Source organism: Paraburkholderia sp. BR10872, assembly GCF_040965835.1.
GTDB classification, from domain to species: domain Bacteria; phylum Pseudomonadota; class Gammaproteobacteria; order Burkholderiales; family Burkholderiaceae; genus Paraburkholderia; species Paraburkholderia nodosa_A.
Genome location: NZ_JBFRCN010000002.1, coordinates 95,332 through 113,300, shown reverse-complemented (window position 1 = coordinate 113,300; position 17,969 = coordinate 95,332). Strand labels below are relative to the sequence as shown.

Genomic DNA, 17,969 nt, shown 5'->3' with positions numbered 1-17,969 from the left:
TTTCCGTGCGAGCCTCGTATGTCCCAGAACCCGAATATTGCTCCAGAAAGCTCCCAGAAAGCGCCACTTCCCGGCGAACCGATGTCGGGCGCCGACATCATCTTGCGCGTACTTAGCGAACAGGGTGTCGATACCGTGTTCGGCTATAGCGGCGGCGCGATCCTGCCGACCTACGACGCCGTGTTCCGTTTCAACGAACTGCACGCCGACAAGCCCGAGCGTCAGATCAACCTCGTCGTACCCGCCAACGAACAGACCGCCGGCTTCATGGCCGCGGGATACGCGCGCGCGAGCGGAAAGGTCGGTGTGTTCATGGTGACGTCCGGTCCCGGCGCGACCAATGCGGTGACACCGATTGCCGATTGCAATGGCGACTCGGTCCCGGTGGTTCTCATCTGCGGGCAGGTGCCGCGTGCCGCTATCGGCAGCGACGCTTTCCAGGAAGCGCCGGTGTTCAACATCATGTCGGCGTGCGCCAAGCAGGTGTTTCTCGTTACCGACCCGGACAAGCTCGAACAAACGCTGCGCACGGCGTTCGAAGTCGCGCGCACCGGCCGTCCCGGGCCGGTTGTGGTGGATGTGCCCAAAGACATCCAGAACTGGACCGGCACCTGGCAGGGGCACGGCACGCTGGCGTTTCGCGGCTACTCCGACCGCCTTCGCAAGGTGGCGAAGGGAGCACGTCTCGAAGCGGGCAAGCGCGACGAATTCTTCGATCTGCTGGCGCAAAGCAAGCGCCCGCTGCTGTATGTGGGCGGGGGCGTCATTACCGCTGGCGCCACCGCGGAATTGCGCCTGTTCGCCGAGCGCTACCGCATTCCCGTGGTCAACACGTTGATGGGGCTCGGCACGATATCCGTGAAGCACGAATTGGGGCTCGGCATGCTGGGCATGCACGGCGCGGCTTGTGCGAACTACGCGGTGGAAGATTGCGACTTCCTGATTGCCGTGGGCGCGCGATTCGATGATCGGGTCGCCGGTGGCCGCCCCCATGCATTTGCACCGCGAGCACGGTATGTCGCGCACGTCGATATCGACGAAGCCGAAATCAACAAGGTGAAGCGCGCGCACTGGACTCATGTGGGCGACGCGAAAGACGCGTTGCTTTCGCTGATGCAAGACGAAGCGCACGTGCAAGCGCCTTTGGCTTGGCTCGACCACATCAGGGAGCTGAAGCAGCGCTACGGCATGAACTATGACCGCGCGAGCCCGCTCGTTCAGCCGCAGTTCGTGGTGGAAAAGCTGAGCGAGATTACCGGCGGCCGGGCTATCGTCACCACGGGCGTGGGCCAGCACCAGATGTGGGCTGCGCAGTTTTTCGACTTCGTCGAGCCGCGCAGCTTTCTCACGTCGGGCAGCATGGGGACAATGGGCTTTGGCCTGCCCGCTGCAATCGGCGCCCAGATGGGACGCCCGGATGCCCTCGTGATCGACATCGACGGTGACGGCAGCATGCGCATGAATATCGGCGATCTGGAGACCGCGACCACGTATGGCGTGCCGGTCAAAGTGCTGCTGTTCAACAATGTCGGTGACGGGATGATCCGGCAGTGGCAGCGTCTTTTCTACGACGGGCGCCTGTGCGTGAGCGACAAGTCGCTTCATCGAAAGGACTTTGTCATGGCCGCGCGTGCCGACGGGTTCGAATTCGCGCAGCGCGTCGAGGTCCTGAGCGAAGTCGAGGAAGCACTCCGGGCTTTCGTGGCGTTCGACGGTCCGGCTTTCCTCGAAGTCGTGATCGATCAGGATGCCGATGTGTTTCCGATGGTTGGGCCCGGCATGAGCTATTCGGAGATGATCACCGGCCCGTTCATCCCGTCGAGGGATGGCGAGGAGTCGGGGGGCGCGCGTGCAGGTCATCAAGCGGCTTCTGACATGTTCTAGGCCAGCATGGCAACGCCACTCTGCTTGTGAAGAGCCTTTCGTCTTTCCGCCATGTAACAAAAGAAGTTCTGGCTACGGCGTTTATCGAGTGAGGCCAGAAACCTATAGTCACTCTGATGGCTGGGAGCGATGCGGGGCATGGGGTCCTGCGGGCCCCGCGTTGTCTCTTCACTTGGGCGAGCAAGAATGAAATTGATCTATGTTGGCGATCCGATGTGTTCGTGGTGCTATGGCTTTGGCAAAGAGCTGTCGGCGCTCGTCGCGCGCGTGCCGGACCTGAAACTGGAAATCGTGGTCGGCGGTATTCGCGCCGGGGCGACCGATGTTCTCGATGCGACCGGCAAGCGTTTTCGGTTGCAGCACTGGCAACGTGTGGAAGCGCTGAGCGGCTTGCCGTTCAATCGCGAAGCGTTCATGGCGCGCGAGGGGTTCGTCTACGATACCGAGCCGATTTGCCGTGCTGTTGTGGCGGCGCGCCGCTTCGCCAGTGGCGATGCCTTGCTTTCGGTGTTCCGTGCGCTGCAGAACGGCTTCTACGTGCAAGGGCTGGATACGACCGACGGTCGCGTGCTGAGCGATATCGCCGTGACCGCGCTGGATGCTGTAGGCGTTCAGGTAAGTGCCGACGCGTTCTACCAGGCGTGGGAAGCAGCGGAAACGAAGGAAGAAACGCAGCGCGATTTCGCCCGTGCGCGAGCGCTTGGGGTCGCGTCGTTCCCGACCTTGATGCTTGAAGAACAAGGCCGGACTTACGCCGTGCATTCGGGCTATGCGAGCGTCAACGTACTCGAAGAAAGGCTCAATGAGATCGAGGGGCCGCTTGCCTGATCGTTCTGATCCGGGTTGTTCGAAGCGGGCTGCGCAAGCGTTTGCGCAGCCCGCTTCGAATTGACGGACCGAGTCGGGAATCAATAGGGAGTGTGATGCAATGAACGACAGCAACGAAATCGTCGAACTCGTGCAGCGCTATTTCGATGCCACCTGGCGCGGCGATGTGGAACAGCTGAGAAAGGTGTTCGACGCGCGCGCGATCGTGGCGGGGGAGGTGAATGGCCAGCCCTACTACAAGACGATCGACGAGTATCTTGCGGGTGTGGCAATCAGGAAATCGCCGGCCGAATTGGGCGAACCGGTCGAAACAGAACTGCTGATGCTCGATGTCCAGCAGAACATCGCGACGGCGAAACTGCATGTGCGCATGCTGGGTTTCAATTACTACAATTATTTTTCGATCATGCGCCAGCGCGACAGATGGCTCGTCATCACGAAGACGCTGACTAACGTGCAATAAGCGGCCGCCACGCGCCCGCGCCCCGGCGAGCCATCGAGGCCGGGGCGCGGGCAATGCTCAACCGCTTAGTGACCTGCGCTCTGGCCGCCGTCCACGTGCAGGATCTCGCCGGTCACGAACGGTGCCGAGTCGAGATAGAGGATGGCGTTGACGATGTCGCTCATTTCGCCCATGTGACCGACCGGATGCATCGCGCCGAGCGCGGCGTGCGTTTCGGGAGCATGCATCGGCGACTTGATGATCCCAGGCGAAACCGCGTTGGCACGAATGCCCGCGCGCGCATATTCGATTGCGAGCGAGCGCGTTGCAGCGTTCAGGCCGCCCTTGGTGAGCGACGCAAGAACGGACGGGACTTTGCTGTTCGCCTTGTCGGCAAGCGTGGTGGTGACGTTCACCACGTGGCCGCTGCCGTGCTTCTGCATCGCTTCGATCGCATATTGCGTGATGTGGAAGAAGCCGTTCAGGTTGACGTTCAGGATTGCGGCGTAGTCGTCGGCGGTGTACTGCGTGAAGGGCTTCGCAATGAAAATGCCCGCGTTGTTGACGAGCGTATCGACACGGCCGAAGTGCTCGATGGCGGCGTCCACCACGCGGCGAGCCGTGGCGGCGTCGCCGATGTCGCCGGCCACGGCGACATAGTCGGCCTCAGCGGCCGGCGTGATGGAGCGGGCCGTGGCGACCACGCGATGGCCCTGCGCGCGGAAGGCCTTGACGGTTTCGGCGCCGATGCCTTGCGATGCTCCGGTGACGATGACGACCTTGGAAGTGCTCATTGTGTGTCTCATAGTATGGGTAAGTCGGCCGGGTGGCCGTTCGAATCGATGGATCCGATGGAAAACCACTGTAGGCGTATCCGTTGCGAGTGCGAACACACACCATGGACAAAGAGTCTTGCGCCGCGAGAACAAATCGCGGCGGGATGGCGATTGCGCCCGTGGCAATCACTCAGGCGGCGGCCTCGGTCGTGTGGGACTGTTGGCGGTATTGCCGGGGAGTGAGCTTGAGGCGCCGTTGAAACACCATGCGCATGTGCGCGGCGTTATGAAAGCCACAGTCGAACGCGACGGTTTTCATCGGAACGTTGCGCTCCTCCAATAGCCGCTTTGCGGCACCCACACGAACCTGGTCCACGAATGCGGAAGGGGTCGTGTGGAGATACTTCGCGAAGATTCTCGATAACGTGCGCCGGCTCACGTAGACCGCCTCGGCGAGCTGCTCTATCGAAAGCACATCGGAAAGATGGTCGTCGATATGGCGATGTACTTTTCCGATAATCGAACTTTCATCGCCTGGAGGCGCAACGTAAGGATGACGTTGGTAGGGCTCGCTTTGCAGATTGGCGCCAAGACGTCTTGCCACCTGTTCGGCGAGCTTCTGGCCCCAGTCTTGCGCGACGAGCGCGAGGCCCAGATCGAGTCCGGCGGTCGTGCCGGCAGACGAAATCAGGCGTCCATCGCGAATCAGGTTCTTGTCAGGACGTATGCGGGCACGCGGGAATCCGCCGGCCATACGGCTCGCGTCGGTCCAGCGCGTGGCAATCTCCCTGCCATCGAGCAGACCGGCGCGCCCGAGCAGCCATGCGCCGTTGCAGACGCAGCCGTATCGCTTCGACTCGAGTGCGCGGCGCCGCAGCCAGTCCAGGAAATCCGGTTTCGGCCCGTCGTGCGTGGCGTGTGCGGAGCCTGTCACCAGCAGCACGTCGATGTTCGCGCGAAAGTCCCCATAGACCCACGGCACGCAAAGCTGCATCGCGTTCGAGCAGGCGACCGCGCCTGCGTGCTCGCCAACGAGGGGCACCTGATACTGGCGCGTCTCGCCGAGCAAACGGTTCGCTTCGCAGAACACGTCGAGCAGGCCTGCGATATCCATGGCCTGTACACCGTCAAGCACCACAATAGCGACTTTCATTTTGCACACCCAACCTGAGCAGTGATCCCGATAGCGCGATGGCCCACTGGAAAAAGGTTAGGCGTGCAGCGCCAGGCTGACCATTCTCCGAATGGCTGAAGCTGCATCTTGCCGGCATGTGGTCCCTCATACGCAGGGATGAGCCGCGTAGGTCCCAGGCGTGGTACGCGAAAAAGAGCGAGGCTGAAAAGTATGATTTATGTGGGTGCCTGCTTCAAAGGAAGTCATCGCCCACGGTGTGCAAGCGGTGGCGATAAGTCTTGCTATTGCTTACCATATGGCGAGCATCGGCACTTTTTCGCCATCACGAACTTTTCGAAGATCGAGCGATGAAACACGATAGCGTTGGGACGCGAAGTGAACAACTACCGGACTCGCTCGTGTACGTGATCGACGACGACGAGTCCATTCGTGGTGCGCTGACCAGTCTGCTCATGTCAGTGGGCATCGAGGTGCGGGCGTTCGAATCGGCTGACGAATTTCTCGCCGTGCAAATGCCGGACGTGCCGAGCTGCCTCATTCTCGACATCCGGTTACGCGGCGAGAGCGGCCTCACGCTTCAGCAGGAAGCCTTCAAGGAGAGCATTCGATTTCCCATCGTCTTCCTGACGGGACATGGCGATATCGGCATGACCGTCAAGGCGATGAAAGCGGGCGCTTTCGATTTCATGACGAAGCCATTCAAGGACCAGGATCTGCTCGACACGATCGCCGCCGCGCTCAAACGCGATGGCGAATTGCGGCGCCAGGCGAGGCTCGTCGCGGGTATTCGTCAAGCGTACGATTCGCTCACGGCGCGCGAGCGCGAAGTCATCGGTCTGGTCTCGGAAGGTCTGTTGAACAAGCAGATCGCGGACCTGCTGTGCCTGAGCGAGGTCACGGTCAAGATCCATCGGGCCCAGGCCATGCACAAACTCAATGCGCGCTCCGTGGCCGAACTCATCAAGAAGTTGCAGCAGGTGCAGCCGGCTCCGCAGAGCGCCAGATAGGCATTTTGCATTCGCTGCGCCATGGCTGCCTGCGTCGGCGCACGGATCTCGCCCCGCTAATACGCACTGTCACAAGAATCATCCGATAGTGTGATTGCTGCCCCCTCGGCGCGCCTGTACTTTGCAGAAAGATTCTACCTTTCTGCCTCATTTCGATGGCCACCGGACCCCAGATAAAACCAGCGCGGCCGCCTGCGACGATCGGCATGGTGGACGACGATGAATCCGTCCGGATGGCGCTGTCCAGTTCGCTGCGTTCGGCAAGCTGGAACGTGATCGACTACGCATCCGCACACCATCTTCTGGACGATACGCGCCGCTCGACACTGAAACTCGTCGTCGCCGATATCCAGATGCCGGGCATGGACGGCTTTGCGCTGCTCGAGTCGATCAAGCGATGGAAGCGTCCCATCCCCGTCATTTTCGTGACGGCGTATGTGACCGAGGACGTGCGCGAGCGCGCAAAAAATAACGGCGCCGCCGGTTTCTTTTCGAAGCCCGTGGATGACGCAGGACTTCTCGCACGGATTAGTGAATTGCTGAAAAAGTGATGCGGCCGAACGCCTGAAATTCGGGCGCTGCCGGGCCTGGCGAAACGGCGGCTATGCCGGCCGCCCATGCAGGCCATCCGGATGTATTAGACGCGCACGCGGCTGCATAGGACGTCACACCACATCGGACGATACCGTCGCGCGGCTTGCGCGCCTACGCTTTGAATCGTCGGGCAGGGCAAAACACTTGTGAGGTGCGAGATGGATCAGCTTTACATGTTGCGTGCATTCGTCGCCGCTGCGCGGTATCAGAGTTTCAGCAAGGCCGCCGAGTCATTGAATGTGACGACTGGGTCCGTGTCGAAAGCGATCGCAAAGCTCGAAGAATGCGTCCAGACGCGAGTCTTGCTCAGGACTACGCGGTCCGTTTCCTTGACGGACGCCGCGCAATCGTACTACCTGATTTGCTGCCGTCTGCTCGAAGAACTGGACGAAGCGAATCGGCGCATTGCGATGGAGCACGAGGTCAATGGCGGAAAGTTGCGGCTCGTCGTGCACCCCACACTGGTGAACGGCGCGTTTTCGCGGTTGATGCGGCGCTATCGCGCCATCGCTCCTCATGTGAGTCTGGTGGTTTCCGTTGAGGACCACGTCACGAATCTGTTCGACGGCCGTTTCGATATCGCCATTCTTCCGCCTCAGCTCGTCGAGCAGTCCACCGTGATTCGCCGCACGCTATTGCGCTCGCCACGCATTCTCGTAGCCGCGCCCGCGTATCTCGAGCAATACGGTGTGCCGGAATCCACTGCGGAGCTCCCCAACCATTTTCTGCTCGTCGATCCGGAAACGAGAAAGAAGAGTGCGGACTTCATCGAACTTCATGAGGGCGGCCGGAAAGTGAGTATTTCGCCCAATTCGTCGATGGAAGGCAACGACGTGCTGCTGCGCGCGGCAGCGCTCGACGGCACCGGCATTGCCACGCTGCCTGAAACCATGATTCGCGAAGATATCGATATGGGACATCTCGTGCACGTCCTGCCGGAATGCACGGCATCCGATAGCCGCGTTGAACTATGCCTTTTTTATGCTCACCGTGAACTGATCCCGGCACGGCTCAGAATGTTCGTCGACTTTTGCATCGAGTTCTTTCGGGCGCCTGCGAAGGCGGGTACCGATGACGTCATACGCATACCGCAAACGATGAAGCGAAGTGAAGCTCACGCGATGATGTCGTGACGGCTTGCCGCGAGAGGCAAACGAATTCGTTCTACGCCGAAGAGGTAGCGATGTCTTACGTATTGCACAACTGGATATTCGTTGGCAGTACTGCTTATGACGAATACACCTTCGTTCCCTGGCTCAACAGGAATGTCTATCGCCGCACGGTGGATTTGAGCCGTGTTTGTCTGCTGTGAGCGGCCGCGTGTTGTGCGCGAGCCGGATTCTCGATACTCCCATGGAATGGAAGGATCATTCCCGCGGTTGCAGGATTCTCTTGATTGGTGAAAGTGATTAATCTGGCCAGGCTGTTTCCCCGGAGGCGTCGCCTCCATCACCTTGCTAGAGAGATTGAAATGAAATTGCTTACTGCTGTCCTCTTCGCCTGTTCGCTGTCGGCCAGCTTCGCTGTCCACGCCGAATCCGTCGCTCCCGCGCAGACGGATGCTCAACAAACGGCCCAGACCAATACGTCCCGGGCGAATACGTATCAGGCGCCGCAGCGTCCGGCCAAGACGCAGGCACGGGACGCCAAGACCTGTGTGGGCCCGGCGAGTTTCTGCAACCTGTTCTTTGGCAGTTAAGGTCGCTATGGGTTGGTGCCGCGCGCATCGATCGAGCGCGATTGTGCACACACATCGGGATGAACGAGCAGTTCGCCCAGTGTGCGGATCGCTTCATCGATGCGCGCCGACCAGGGATGCCCGTAATTGAGCCGTATGCAGTTTTTTCGAATGCGCGTGACGCGGAAAAGAGCGGGCCGGGCGCGACACTGATCCCGCGTTCGATCGCGAGACGATGGAGCGCCATGGCGTCGATGCGCTCGCGAAACGTGAGCCACAGAAAATAGCCGCCCTCGGGCCGCGTGTACTGTGTGCCTTCAGGCAGCCACCGGCGAATCGCCTCGATCATCGCATCGCGCTGCGTCTGCATGGCCAGCCGAATCTTCTTCAAATGACGCTCGTAGCCGCCATGCTCGAGGTAGTCGGCAATGCCGGCCTGGGCGGGAATGCTGGCCGAGATCGTCGTCATGAGCTTCAGGCGCTGCACGCGTTCCGCGAAGCGCCCAGCGCTCGCCCAGCCTACGCGATAACCCGGCGCCAGGTTCTTCGAGAACGAGCCGCAGTGCATGACGAGGCCACGCCGGTCGAACGCGATGGCCGGCGGCGGATAGTTCGGCGCGTAGTGCAACTCGCCGTACACATCGTCTTCGATGAGCGGGACCTCGTGTTTCGCGAGCAGCTCGACTAACGCTTCTTTCTTCGCCGCCGACAACGTGACGCCCGTGGGGTTCTGGAAATTCGTCATGAACCAGCAGGCACGGATGGGGTGCTTGTCCAGCGCTTGCGCCAGCGCGTCGAGGTCGAGCCCGGTGGCGGTATCCACGGGAATTTCGACTGCCCGCAGGCCGAGCCGTTCGATCGCCTGAAGCGCCGCGTAAAAGCCCGGCGATTCCACGGCGACGATATCGCCGGGCTGCGTGACCGCCATCAGGCAAAGATTGAGCGCTTCCAGCGCGCCGTTGGTGATGATGATGTCCTCGGCCGGCTGCGAGATGCCAACCCGCATGTAGCGCAGCGCAATTTGCCGCCGCAGGTTCTCGTTGCCGGGCGGCAGATCGACCACCGTGCTCCACGGGCTCACGCTGCGCGCGGCCTGGCCGAGCGATTTCGCCAGGCGCGACAGCGGAAACAGCAACGGGGAAGGGAAGGCGGAGCCGAGCGGCACGATACCGGGACGCTTGGCGGCGTCGAGCACCGAGAACACCAGCTCGCTGATATCGACGGTGGCGGACTCGCCCGTCGTTGCGCGCGAGTCCGTCTTGTTGGGCTTCGAGAGCGGCGCGACGTAGTAGCCCGAACGTTCTTCGGCGCGCACGAGGCCCCACTGCTCGAGCACGTAGTAGGCACGCGCGGCCGTGGACTGACTGACACCGTGCTGCGCAATGATTTGCCGCAGCGACGGCATGCGCGAGCCCGGCTTCAGGTTGCCGGAGCGAATCTCGGCGGCCATGCTTTGCGCGAGGCGTTCGTAGCGTGTCATGCGTGCCGGTTCTTCCAAAGAGGTCATGGGTGGACTCGTGCTTCGAGCGATTTTCTCATGGTGCGCACGACCGCGAATCCGATCTGCTACGGTCAATTATGCGTCGACTGCTTCTATACGCGCTTGCTGGGAGGGCGGATCATTGCGGCCAGTGCGCATCGCAGTCCGGGTCTGTTCTCCCGGGATGCGCCGGGATAACTGCGCGAGTGCCTGGATCATCACCTAAACCCGCAGAGCTTGCGGCTCTTTTTGCCTGTAGCGTGGCAAGCCTTTCGCCCCGGTGCGCGAGTACCGGGGCGTTTCTTTGTCGGGTTCTACCGGCGCGTGAATCGGCTGCGTCGCTCGAATCGTTCGCAACTGCTGATTTTTTTGGCAACGCGCAAGGTTGAAGATCAGGCTATCCGATCCACCTGATCGACGTAACCGGAGTCAATGATGGAACTCGTTCGAATGATGCGCATGGTTCTGTGGAGCTTTTTCGGCGTGCGCAAGAGCGCGTCGCACGAAGCCGATTTGGCCAGCGTGAACTTCAAGTGGCTGCCGTTCGTGGCGGTCGCGCTGGCCGCGATGATCGGGGCTTGCATACTGGGCGTCGTGCTGCTGGTCGCGCATTCTACGGGAACCGCACAAGGCTTCTGAGCATGCGGTGTTGCCGAAAACATGGGGCGGCGGCGAAGCATCGTGACACGCGAGATTGTTCGGCGTTTCATAACGGTGATTTCGTCGGCGCCGCGTTGATCTTTGTGGTGCCGCGCGTAATCTGACTATCAAGAGGCGCTGCATATCACGCGACGCGATTCGCCCAGTTTTCAGGCAAGGAGTATGAGATGGATATCCTCAATCTCGCCCGACAATCCGGCATGGCGGTTGTGCTCGACGCACGCATCGGCCAGCAGGAATACCACTCCGTTCACAGCAGCGTGGCCGCGCTGGAACGGTTTGCCGCGCTGCTCGAGGCGCACAGGCAAGCTGAATCTGGCAAGCGCGTCTGATTGAATCGTGATGGCAAGCGCCACGCTTCACTCAAACAGATTGCAGCCATCACGAAACATCATTTGAGGAGATTTTTGGTTCGACCTATTGTGAAGTTCACGAGAAGCGGCTGCCCCCTGTGGATCAACGGCGATATCACGGGAGAGGGCATGTCGGATACCTTCCATGGACGGAGACAATCGGATGAACCCCACGACCCTGCATGGGATTCGTAGCAATCCCCTGTTCGCCACGCTGGTCAAACGCCGGCGCAGATACATTGCCTGGCTGACGGCCATCACGCTGATTCCCTATTGCGCGTTCATTGTGCTCGTCGGATTCGCCCCCGCTTTGCTGGCCATCCGGCTTTCCGCAGACAGTATCGTCAATATCGGCTGGCCGATCGGCGTCGCGCTGATCGTCGGCAGCTGGTGTCTCACGGGCTTGTACGTTCGCCGCGCCAATGGCGAATTCGACGCGCTCACCGCTGAGATCCTGGCGGGAGCGAAACCATGAAGCGCGCCGGTCTTGCTCTCGTTTTCCCGCTCCTGCTGGGCGTCGCGACTCACGTGGCGGCTGCTGAGGTCCTGCACGACGTCGAACGGCGTCCCCTCAATCTCACCGCGATCGCGATGTTCCTGGTCTTCGCCGTGGCGACGCTGGGCATCACGTACTGGGCGGCGTCGCGCACCCGTTCGATGGACGACTTCTACACCGCCGGGGGCGGCATCACCGGATTCCAGAACGGCATGGCGCTGGCCGGCGACTATATGTCGGCGGCGGCGTTGCTGGGCGTGACCAGCATGATCTTTTTCCACGGCTACGACGGCGTGATCTACGCGATCAGCTTTTTCGTCGCGTGGCCGCTGGTGCTGTTCCTGTTCGCGGAGCGCATCCGGAATCTGGGCCGCGTGACGATTGCCGACATCGCATCGTACCGGCTCGACCAGAACCGGATCCGCACGATGACCGCCTTCGGTTCGTTGACCGTCGTCTGCTTTTACCTGGTTGTCCAGATGGTCGGTGCGGGGCAGTTGATCCAGTTGCTGTTCGGCCTTCCCTATAACGACGCGATTATCGTGGTCGGCCTGCTGATGGTGGTCTATGTGACCTTCGGCGGCATGGTGGCCACCACGTGGGTGCAGATCATCAAGGCCGCGTTGATGCTGTTCGGCGGCACATTGCTGGCCGTTCTCGCACTGTACCGGTTTGGCTTTTCGCTGAACGCGCTGTTCGAGCAGGCGGTCGCCGCGCACAGGAACGGCACGCACATTCTGCTGCCGAGCGGGCAGGTGTCCGATCCCATTGCGCTGATTTCGCTCGCGATCGGCCTGGTGTTCGGCACGGCGGGGCTGCCGCACATCCTCATGCGCTTTTTTACCGTGCCGGATGCGAAAGAAGCGCGCAAGTCGGTGTTCGTTGCCACGGGCTTCATCGGCTTCTTTTATCTGGTCATCATGGTGCTCGGCGTGGCGGCGATCGCGATTGTCGGCAGCAACCCGTCGTTCTATGTGGGCGGCCTGACGGGCGGCAAGCTAATCGGCGGCAGCAACATGCCAGTCATGCATCTCGCCCAGGCGCTCGGCGGCAATCTGCTGCTCGGTTTCCTCTCGGCCGTTGCGTTCGCGACCATCCTCGCTGTCGTGTCCGGGCTCACGATGGCGGGTACTTCCGCCATCTCGCATGACCTCTACCTGATGGTGCTCAAGAAGAACCGGGCCGATCCCGCGAGCGAGCGGCGGGTCTCCAGAATCGCATCGGTGTGCATAGGCGTGGTGTCGGTGCTGCTGGGCATCGTGTTCAAGGATCAGAACATCGCCTTCCTCGTCGCACTGACTTTCGGCGTCGCCGCCTCGGTAAATTTTCCGGTTCTCGCGCTTTCGATGTACTGGAATGGGCTGACGACGCGCGGGGCGCTCTCCGGCGGCATCGCGGGCCTCGTGAGCGCCGTCACGCTCGTCATTCTGTCGCCCGCCATCTGGGTCACGGTGCTGGGCCATGCGAAGGCGATCTTCCCCTACGACTATCCCGCCATCGTGTCGATGAGCATCGCGTTCCTGTGCGCCTGGCTGGGTTCCGTTACGGACCGCAGCCAGCGCGCGCAGCGCGAGCGGGACGACTTCGGCGAACAGGCCATCCGCGCGCAGACCGGCTTCGGCGCGTCCGGAGCGGTGAGCCACTAGAGAACGCCAACAAGGAGACAATCATGCAAATGCGTGACAACGGTCTGGGCTTTTCGCCCATCACGATCGCGCTGCACTGGGTCGTCGCTGCGCTGCTGCTGTCGATCGCCGGATGCGGCATCGCGCTCATGTTCACCGCGGACGACGCGCAACGACTGAGTCTCGTGCGTACGCAGAATCTGCTGGGGGCCGTGCTGTTCGTCGTGTCGATCTACCGGCTCTGGGCGCGGCTTTCTTCGTATCATCCGCTGCCCGTGGGCACGCCGAACCCCGTCGAGGTGATCGTCAGCCGCTCCGTCGCGGTGGGCCTCGCGCTCGCCGTGGTGCTTCTGCCGGTTGCCGTATGGCTTTCCCGGGCGGCAGCCGGTGTCGCCGTCGAGTTGCCGTGGGGATTGGCGATCCCCACGCTCATCGAGCCCAGCGTAGCGGTGCAACGGGTCGTGGATATTCTCTTCGATATCGGGGCGACGGCGTTTCTGCTGGGCTTCGCGTTGCATCTGTTCGGAGCACTGAAGAATCATTTCGCGCTGGGAAATGACGCCCTCAAGCGGATGCTTGGCAAACACGTGGAGCTTTGAGCGATGAGCGAATTCAAATCGGTATCGGTATTCGGCGGGAACGCGGTCACGCGACTGTGCGGTGTCCGCTATCCCGTCTTTCTCGGCGGCATGGCGGCGATCTCCGGCCCGAAGCTCGTTGCCGCGGTGGCGAATGCCGGCGGCATGGGGACGCTTGGCGGGCTGCGTTTGCCGCCGCTAGCGCTGCGTAGATGGATACGGGAAACGCGGGAGCAGACGGACAGGCCCTTCGGCGTGAATCTCGTGCCGAAGTTCGGCGGACCGACCGTGTTCGAAGCCCAGTTCCAGGTCGTATTGCAGGAGCGGCCGCGCATGCTCTCGTTATTCTACGCCGAAGACTATGCGGCGGACATGATCCCTCGTGCCAAGGATGCAGGCATGATCGTCATGGTTCAGGTGGGGTCCGTTGCGCTCGCCCGGCACGCGATCCGGAACGGCGCGGATATCGTCGTCGCGCAGGGCAGCGAAAGCGGCGGCCACCTCAACCGGGGGACGATCGGCGTCATGTCGCTGTTGCCCGCGATCTGCGAGGTCGCGCAGGGGCGTCCCGTGCTGGCGGCTGGGGGCATCACGACGCGCGATGATGTCCGGGCTGCGATGCTGCTTGGCGCGTCAGGGGTGCTCGTGGGCACCGCGTTCGTTGCGACCGACGAATCGAATGCGCACCCGCTATACAAGCAAAAGATCGTCGAAGCGAGCGTGGACGACATCGAGTATCGCACCGGGTATTCGTTCGGCTGGCCGTACGGCACGCCCCATTGTGTGATTCCCAATCGCGACAAATGGAACCTGCTGCGCTTCGTTGGCGGCGGTGCACGCATGATCGACAAACCGCGCATGGCGCAGAAGCTTTCGCTCTATGCGGGGCAGGGCGTCAGCAAGATCGACAGCGTGGTGCCGGCGGCCGAGCGCGTGGCGGAACTGGTGGCGGGACTGCCGCCGTCGACGGTTGCGGCGAATGCCCAGGCGATGCTCGATGGCCTGGCATACGGCGCAAGCCGTGCATTGCCGCAAGTGGAGCCGGCCGAGTGCCGCGCCGCATGCTGACCCTGGTGCATTCGACGGCGGTGCTCAGGCCGCTGCCGTCGAACGCCGCGTGCTCTTGCGATTCGGCGTATTCGTGCGCTTCGCTTTCGTGTCGTCACTGGAAAGCGCGAGCTGGTCGCGCGCGAGCGCGACAAACGCGCTCAATGCCGGTGTCGCGAGCGTGTCGTTGCGGCGGATGAAGACCGTCTTGACGTTGGCGAACTCGCGCGGCAGCGCGTGAAGGGCGATGGCCTGGCGCGCTGCATAGTTTTGCGCAACGGCCTTTGGCAACAGCGTCACACCCATGCCCGCGGCCACGCAGGAGAGGATGCCGTCGAGCGTGCCCAGTTCGAGCACCTGGTTGGGCACGAGCCCGACCTGATAGAACCAGTGTTCGAGCGTGGAGCGATAGAAGCAGCCCGTGCGGAAAACCAGCACCGTCTGCTGCGGCATGACGTGAATGAGTTCGCCGAGCGAGGCGAACTCGCAACTGCTCACGAGGACGAGCTCCTCCTGGAAGACCTCGTCTTGCGCAAGCACCGGATTCTGGTGCAGACCGCCGACGAATGCGCCGTCGAGGCGATGGCTTTCGACGGCCTTGATCAGCTCGGCGGTCGTGCCGGTGAGCAGTGACAAGTGGACCTGAGGATACTTCTCGCGGTATCTGGCCAGCACCTGGGGCAGGCGTATCGCAGCGGTCGTCTCCATCGAGCCGAGCCTCAGCGTGCCTGCCGGCGTTGCGGTATCGAGCAGCGCGTTGCGGCTCTCTTCAGTGAGCTGGAGGATGCGCTGGGCGTAGCCCAGAAACGTTTGCCCGGCCGAAGTGAGGACCACGCCGCTCTTCTGCCGGATAAACAGTGGCTGACCGAGTTCGGCTTCGAGTTCCTTGACGCGCATCGTGACGTTGGACTGCACGGTGTGCACTTTCTCGGCCGCCGCTGTGAAGCTGCCGTGCTCCGCCACCGCACAGAAAATCTTCAGCTGACGCATCTCCATGGCGAATTCCAAGAATCACAATTAATGATGGGTTTCATCACTTTCCATCACTTTACTGGATTGAATGGCGCGAGCACAGTGTCGTAAACGCGAACGGGGGGATGCACGTGGAGATGGTGTCGAGTACGAACATCGAGTGCCTGTTCGCCGGCGGGATGGGTTATCTGGACCACGAAGGGCAGCGCAGCGGCATTTTCAAACGGCCCATGGCCGGACCGGCTCGCGTGGAAGTGCACGGGATTGTCGGCGACGAGCATGGCGATCCGCGCATCCACGGCGGCCCGGAAAAGGCCGTTCATCACTACGCGGCTGAGAATTACGTCCGCATCGCGGAGGCATTCGCGGAGTGCGTCGCGGCCCTGGTGCCCGGCAGTCTAGGCGAGAACATCTCGGCTCGGGGGCTGTCCGAACGCAACGTGCACATCGGCGACATCTACGAGGTCGGCGGCGCCATACTGCAGGTCTCGCAACCGCGCAGCCCGTGCTGGAAGATTAATCATCGCTTCGGCGTCGAGCGCATGTCGATGCATATCGCCGAGGGGCGAATCACCGGGTGGTATTACCGTGTCCTGCGCCCCGGCATGATTGCGCCAGGCGACGCTGTCACGCTCGTCGACCGGCAAACGGAGCGCTTCTCCATCGACGAGTTCTGGAAGGTGCAGTTGTCGCATCGTCCGTCCATCGATGCGCTGGTCGAGCTGATCGCCGTTCCGGGCCTTGCGCCTGACTGGAAGCGGCGCCTGGGTGAACGGGAAAAGTGGCTGCGTTCGCGCCGGTGATGGGGACAACTAAGGCTGTTGAAACTCTTCGGTATTAGAGCAGGCTCCGGCGGGCGTTCCGTCCGTAAATTGACTAATCGGTACGATTGGCAAACTGCGCCTAAAGTCTGTCGAACCCGGTCAAGGAGGATCCGAGACTGGTCGACATGCTCCGATGCGAGATGTGTTTGAGGTAGGCGTTGACGCCCTCTGGTGAGCGCGCACGCGCCAGGGCATCGGCACAGATGTGGCAGGCGCCGCACCGGCGGCGCCCACCACGTCAATAGAAGACTGCGAATCCTGTGTGTCGCCTTATTTCAGGAGGCGTTTCCTGCATTTCCGGCTCGTTACTTCTGCTTCAGTCTGGCCGGCGTCCTGCTCCCGGCGCCTTGGCAGTTTTCGGTTCTGCGTCCAACGCTCAGTTTGTTCCTGATTTTGCCTCGCGGGTATTCCGCCCCTAGCGCTTTGACCGTTGCCCTGTCTGCGCCTCGTAACCGGTCGATGGGGTGAAACTCATGCGCAAAGGTCCCACAAAGCTTTGCCACCATAAGAAGGATGGAGACTGCGACTGCCGCGATTGTCTTTGCATTCAACCACGTTTTAACCCTGCTTTTCTTTCCCGCCTTCCTGGTGTGCTTATCCGCTTTCTTCCAGTTCTTGAGGATCTTTCTGATCTTTCGCTCTTTCATTTCTGGCTCCGAAGAGACACCCGGAGCCAACTGAGCTTTTAGTACATACCTTAAGAGTCGATCTTTTATTTGCTGCAACTGCCACTGAAGACCTCCTTGCTCAGCTTGCACGACGCCGGAAATTGGACGCCGGTTGGGTTGATGGGATTTGTGGTATTGCAGCAAGAACTACCGGAATCTGCGCGGTAGAAACCTGTCCGCTACCACATCCTAAAAGTAGCACGGTTTGGTTTGCGAATCGGGTGTTTTCGGCGCGATCGGCGCTCGACGTATCGTCGACAAGCCCGTCCGTTTCGGGCAACTCGACGCGGCTACCTTGGCGGTCTTGAGTTCTGCAAATAGCCAACAGTAGTCCGGCCGACTCAATTGCTTCGCGACAGACTCAATTGTTTCGCATCACGTCGATGATACGTTCGGGCGTACTTTCCACGTCACTGGAGATGTGAAGGTTATCTTTGCAGTTTACCTTCGCATCACCTAGAATGCGGGGATGACCGAACGCGCCCAAACTCCCCCTCCCGACCTCGCCGCGGCACTTGCCGGCGACCTGCGCGCACTGGTCGGGCAGCTGCGCCGCCGTTTTCGCGAGCAGGCGATCCTCGGCGACTTCACGCCTTCCCAGATGGCCGTGCTGCAGCGACTCGAGCGCGAGGGGCCGTCCACGGTGTCGAGCCTCGCGCGCGCGGAGGGCATGCGCCCGCAGTCCATGGGGACGCTCATCGCGCCGCTCGAGGCGGCGGGCCATATCAGCGGCGCACCCGACCCGAACGACGGGCGCCAAACGCTCTGGTCGCTCACTCAAGCCTTTCGCGAGTGGCTCAAGGAAGGGCGGGCGGCGCGCCAGGACTGGCTCTCGCGCAGGATCGACACGCGCCTTTCGGCCGCCGAGCAACAGCAGCTAGCCGCGGCAGTCGAACTGCTCAAGCGGCTCGTGGCCGACTAA

The 17,969-nt window shown here is 61.6% G+C and carries 18 protein-coding genes and 1 pseudogene; 15 read left to right on the top strand and 4 right to left on the bottom strand.

All coding sequences use genetic code 11. The features are described 5' to 3' along the window. The first annotated feature begins 18 nt into the window (after positions 1–18). The 3 genes from ilvB to AB4Y43_RS02545 all read left to right on the top strand — a co-directional run bounded on the left by ilvB (position 19) and on the right by AB4Y43_RS02545 (position 3,175). A complete protein-coding gene (ilvB, locus tag AB4Y43_RS02555; protein WP_368726964.1) occupies positions 19–1,884 on the top strand; it encodes a biosynthetic-type acetolactate synthase large subunit in 1,866 nt (621 codons plus the stop codon). A 186-nt stretch (positions 1,885–2,070) separates the two neighbouring features. After that, positions 2,071–2,712 (top strand): DsbA family protein, encoded by a 642-nt coding sequence (locus AB4Y43_RS02550; protein WP_133179775.1) that lies wholly within the window; start codon positions 2,071–2,073, stop codon positions 2,710–2,712. Positions 2,713–2,812: 100 nt separating this feature from the next. Next, a complete protein-coding gene (locus tag AB4Y43_RS02545; protein ID WP_368618684.1) occupies positions 2,813–3,175 on the top strand; it encodes a nuclear transport factor 2 family protein in 363 nt (120 codons plus the stop codon). A gap of 65 nt (positions 3,176–3,240) precedes the next feature. Here the strand turns inward: AB4Y43_RS02545 and AB4Y43_RS02540 are convergent, their stop codons facing one another. Next, positions 3,241–3,948: an SDR family oxidoreductase gene (locus tag AB4Y43_RS02540; RefSeq protein WP_342948920.1), complete on the bottom strand. Its 708-nt coding sequence runs from the start codon at positions 3,946–3,948 to the stop codon at positions 3,241–3,243. A 172-nt stretch (positions 3,949–4,120) separates the two neighbouring features. After that, positions 4,121–5,083, bottom strand: coding sequence for a GlxA family transcriptional regulator (locus AB4Y43_RS02535; protein WP_368726963.1), 963 nt, complete (start codon positions 5,081–5,083; stop codon positions 4,121–4,123). Positions 5,084–5,412: 329 nt separating this feature from the next. On the opposite strand from AB4Y43_RS02535, the gene AB4Y43_RS02530 reads away from it, so the two are divergent. The 4 genes from AB4Y43_RS02530 (at position 5,413) to AB4Y43_RS02515 (ending at position 8,365) form a co-directional block, all read left to right on the top strand. Then, positions 5,413–6,072 (top strand): response regulator transcription factor, encoded by a 660-nt coding sequence (locus AB4Y43_RS02530; RefSeq protein ID WP_069265964.1) that lies wholly within the window; start codon positions 5,413–5,415, stop codon positions 6,070–6,072. Positions 6,073–6,278: 206 nt separating this feature from the next. After that, positions 6,279–6,623, top strand: coding sequence for a response regulator (locus AB4Y43_RS02525; RefSeq protein WP_176732913.1), 345 nt, complete (start codon positions 6,279–6,281; stop codon positions 6,621–6,623). A gap of 201 nt (positions 6,624–6,824) precedes the next feature. Beyond that, complete coding sequence (locus AB4Y43_RS02520; protein ID WP_368626498.1) at positions 6,825–7,799, top strand: LysR family transcriptional regulator; 975 nt, start codon at positions 6,825–6,827, stop codon at positions 7,797–7,799. A 338-nt stretch (positions 7,800–8,137) separates the two neighbouring features. Then, entirely contained in the window at positions 8,138–8,365 is a 228-nt protein-coding gene (locus AB4Y43_RS02515) for a hypothetical protein (RefSeq protein ID WP_069265966.1), read from the top strand. Positions 8,366–8,370: 5 nt separating this feature from the next. On the opposite strand, the pseudogene AB4Y43_RS02510 reads toward AB4Y43_RS02515, so the two are convergent. Then, positions 8,371–9,824, bottom strand: a pseudogene (locus tag AB4Y43_RS02510) (PLP-dependent aminotransferase family protein). A 435-nt stretch (positions 9,825–10,259) separates the two neighbouring features. Here AB4Y43_RS02510 and AB4Y43_RS02505 point away from each other — a divergent pair. From AB4Y43_RS02505 to AB4Y43_RS02480, 6 genes are all read left to right on the top strand, one after another. Next, positions 10,260–10,463: a DUF2970 domain-containing protein gene (locus AB4Y43_RS02505; protein ID WP_069263591.1), complete on the top strand. Its 204-nt coding sequence runs from the start codon at positions 10,260–10,262 to the stop codon at positions 10,461–10,463. Between the two features lie 188 nt (positions 10,464–10,651). Next, entirely contained in the window at positions 10,652–10,816 is a 165-nt protein-coding gene (locus AB4Y43_RS02500; protein ID WP_368602544.1) for a hypothetical protein, read from the top strand. A 184-nt stretch (positions 10,817–11,000) separates the two neighbouring features. Further along, positions 11,001–11,312, top strand: a complete 312-nt coding sequence (locus AB4Y43_RS02495) for a DUF485 domain-containing protein (protein WP_069263593.1) — start codon at positions 11,001–11,003, stop codon at positions 11,310–11,312. Next, on the top strand, positions 11,309–12,979 hold the full coding sequence (gene actP / locus AB4Y43_RS02490; RefSeq protein ID WP_368726962.1) for a cation/acetate symporter ActP: 1,671 nt from the start codon (positions 11,309–11,311) through the stop codon (positions 12,977–12,979). The genes AB4Y43_RS02495 and actP overlap by 4 nt, the downstream gene beginning before the upstream one ends. A gap of 23 nt (positions 12,980–13,002) precedes the next feature. Then, positions 13,003–13,557, top strand: a complete 555-nt coding sequence (locus AB4Y43_RS02485) for a cytochrome b (RefSeq protein ID WP_368618680.1) — start codon at positions 13,003–13,005, stop codon at positions 13,555–13,557. A gap of 3 nt (positions 13,558–13,560) precedes the next feature. Next, entirely contained in the window at positions 13,561–14,604 is a 1,044-nt protein-coding gene (locus AB4Y43_RS02480) for an NAD(P)H-dependent flavin oxidoreductase (protein ID WP_368726961.1), read from the top strand. Positions 14,605–14,628: 24 nt separating this feature from the next. Here AB4Y43_RS02480 and AB4Y43_RS02475 read toward each other — a convergent pair whose 3' ends face one another. After that, positions 14,629–15,579 (bottom strand): LysR family transcriptional regulator, encoded by a 951-nt coding sequence (locus AB4Y43_RS02475; protein WP_368618678.1) that lies wholly within the window; start codon positions 15,577–15,579, stop codon positions 14,629–14,631. A 101-nt stretch (positions 15,580–15,680) separates the two neighbouring features. Here AB4Y43_RS02475 and AB4Y43_RS02470 point away from each other — a divergent pair, with 101 nt between their 5' ends. Further along, positions 15,681–16,358, top strand: coding sequence for an MOSC domain-containing protein (locus AB4Y43_RS02470; protein WP_368726960.1), 678 nt, complete (start codon positions 15,681–15,683; stop codon positions 16,356–16,358). A 1,158-nt stretch (positions 16,359–17,516) separates the two neighbouring features. Then, positions 17,517–17,969, top strand: coding sequence for a MarR family transcriptional regulator (locus AB4Y43_RS02465; protein WP_342948910.1), 453 nt, complete (start codon positions 17,517–17,519; stop codon positions 17,967–17,969).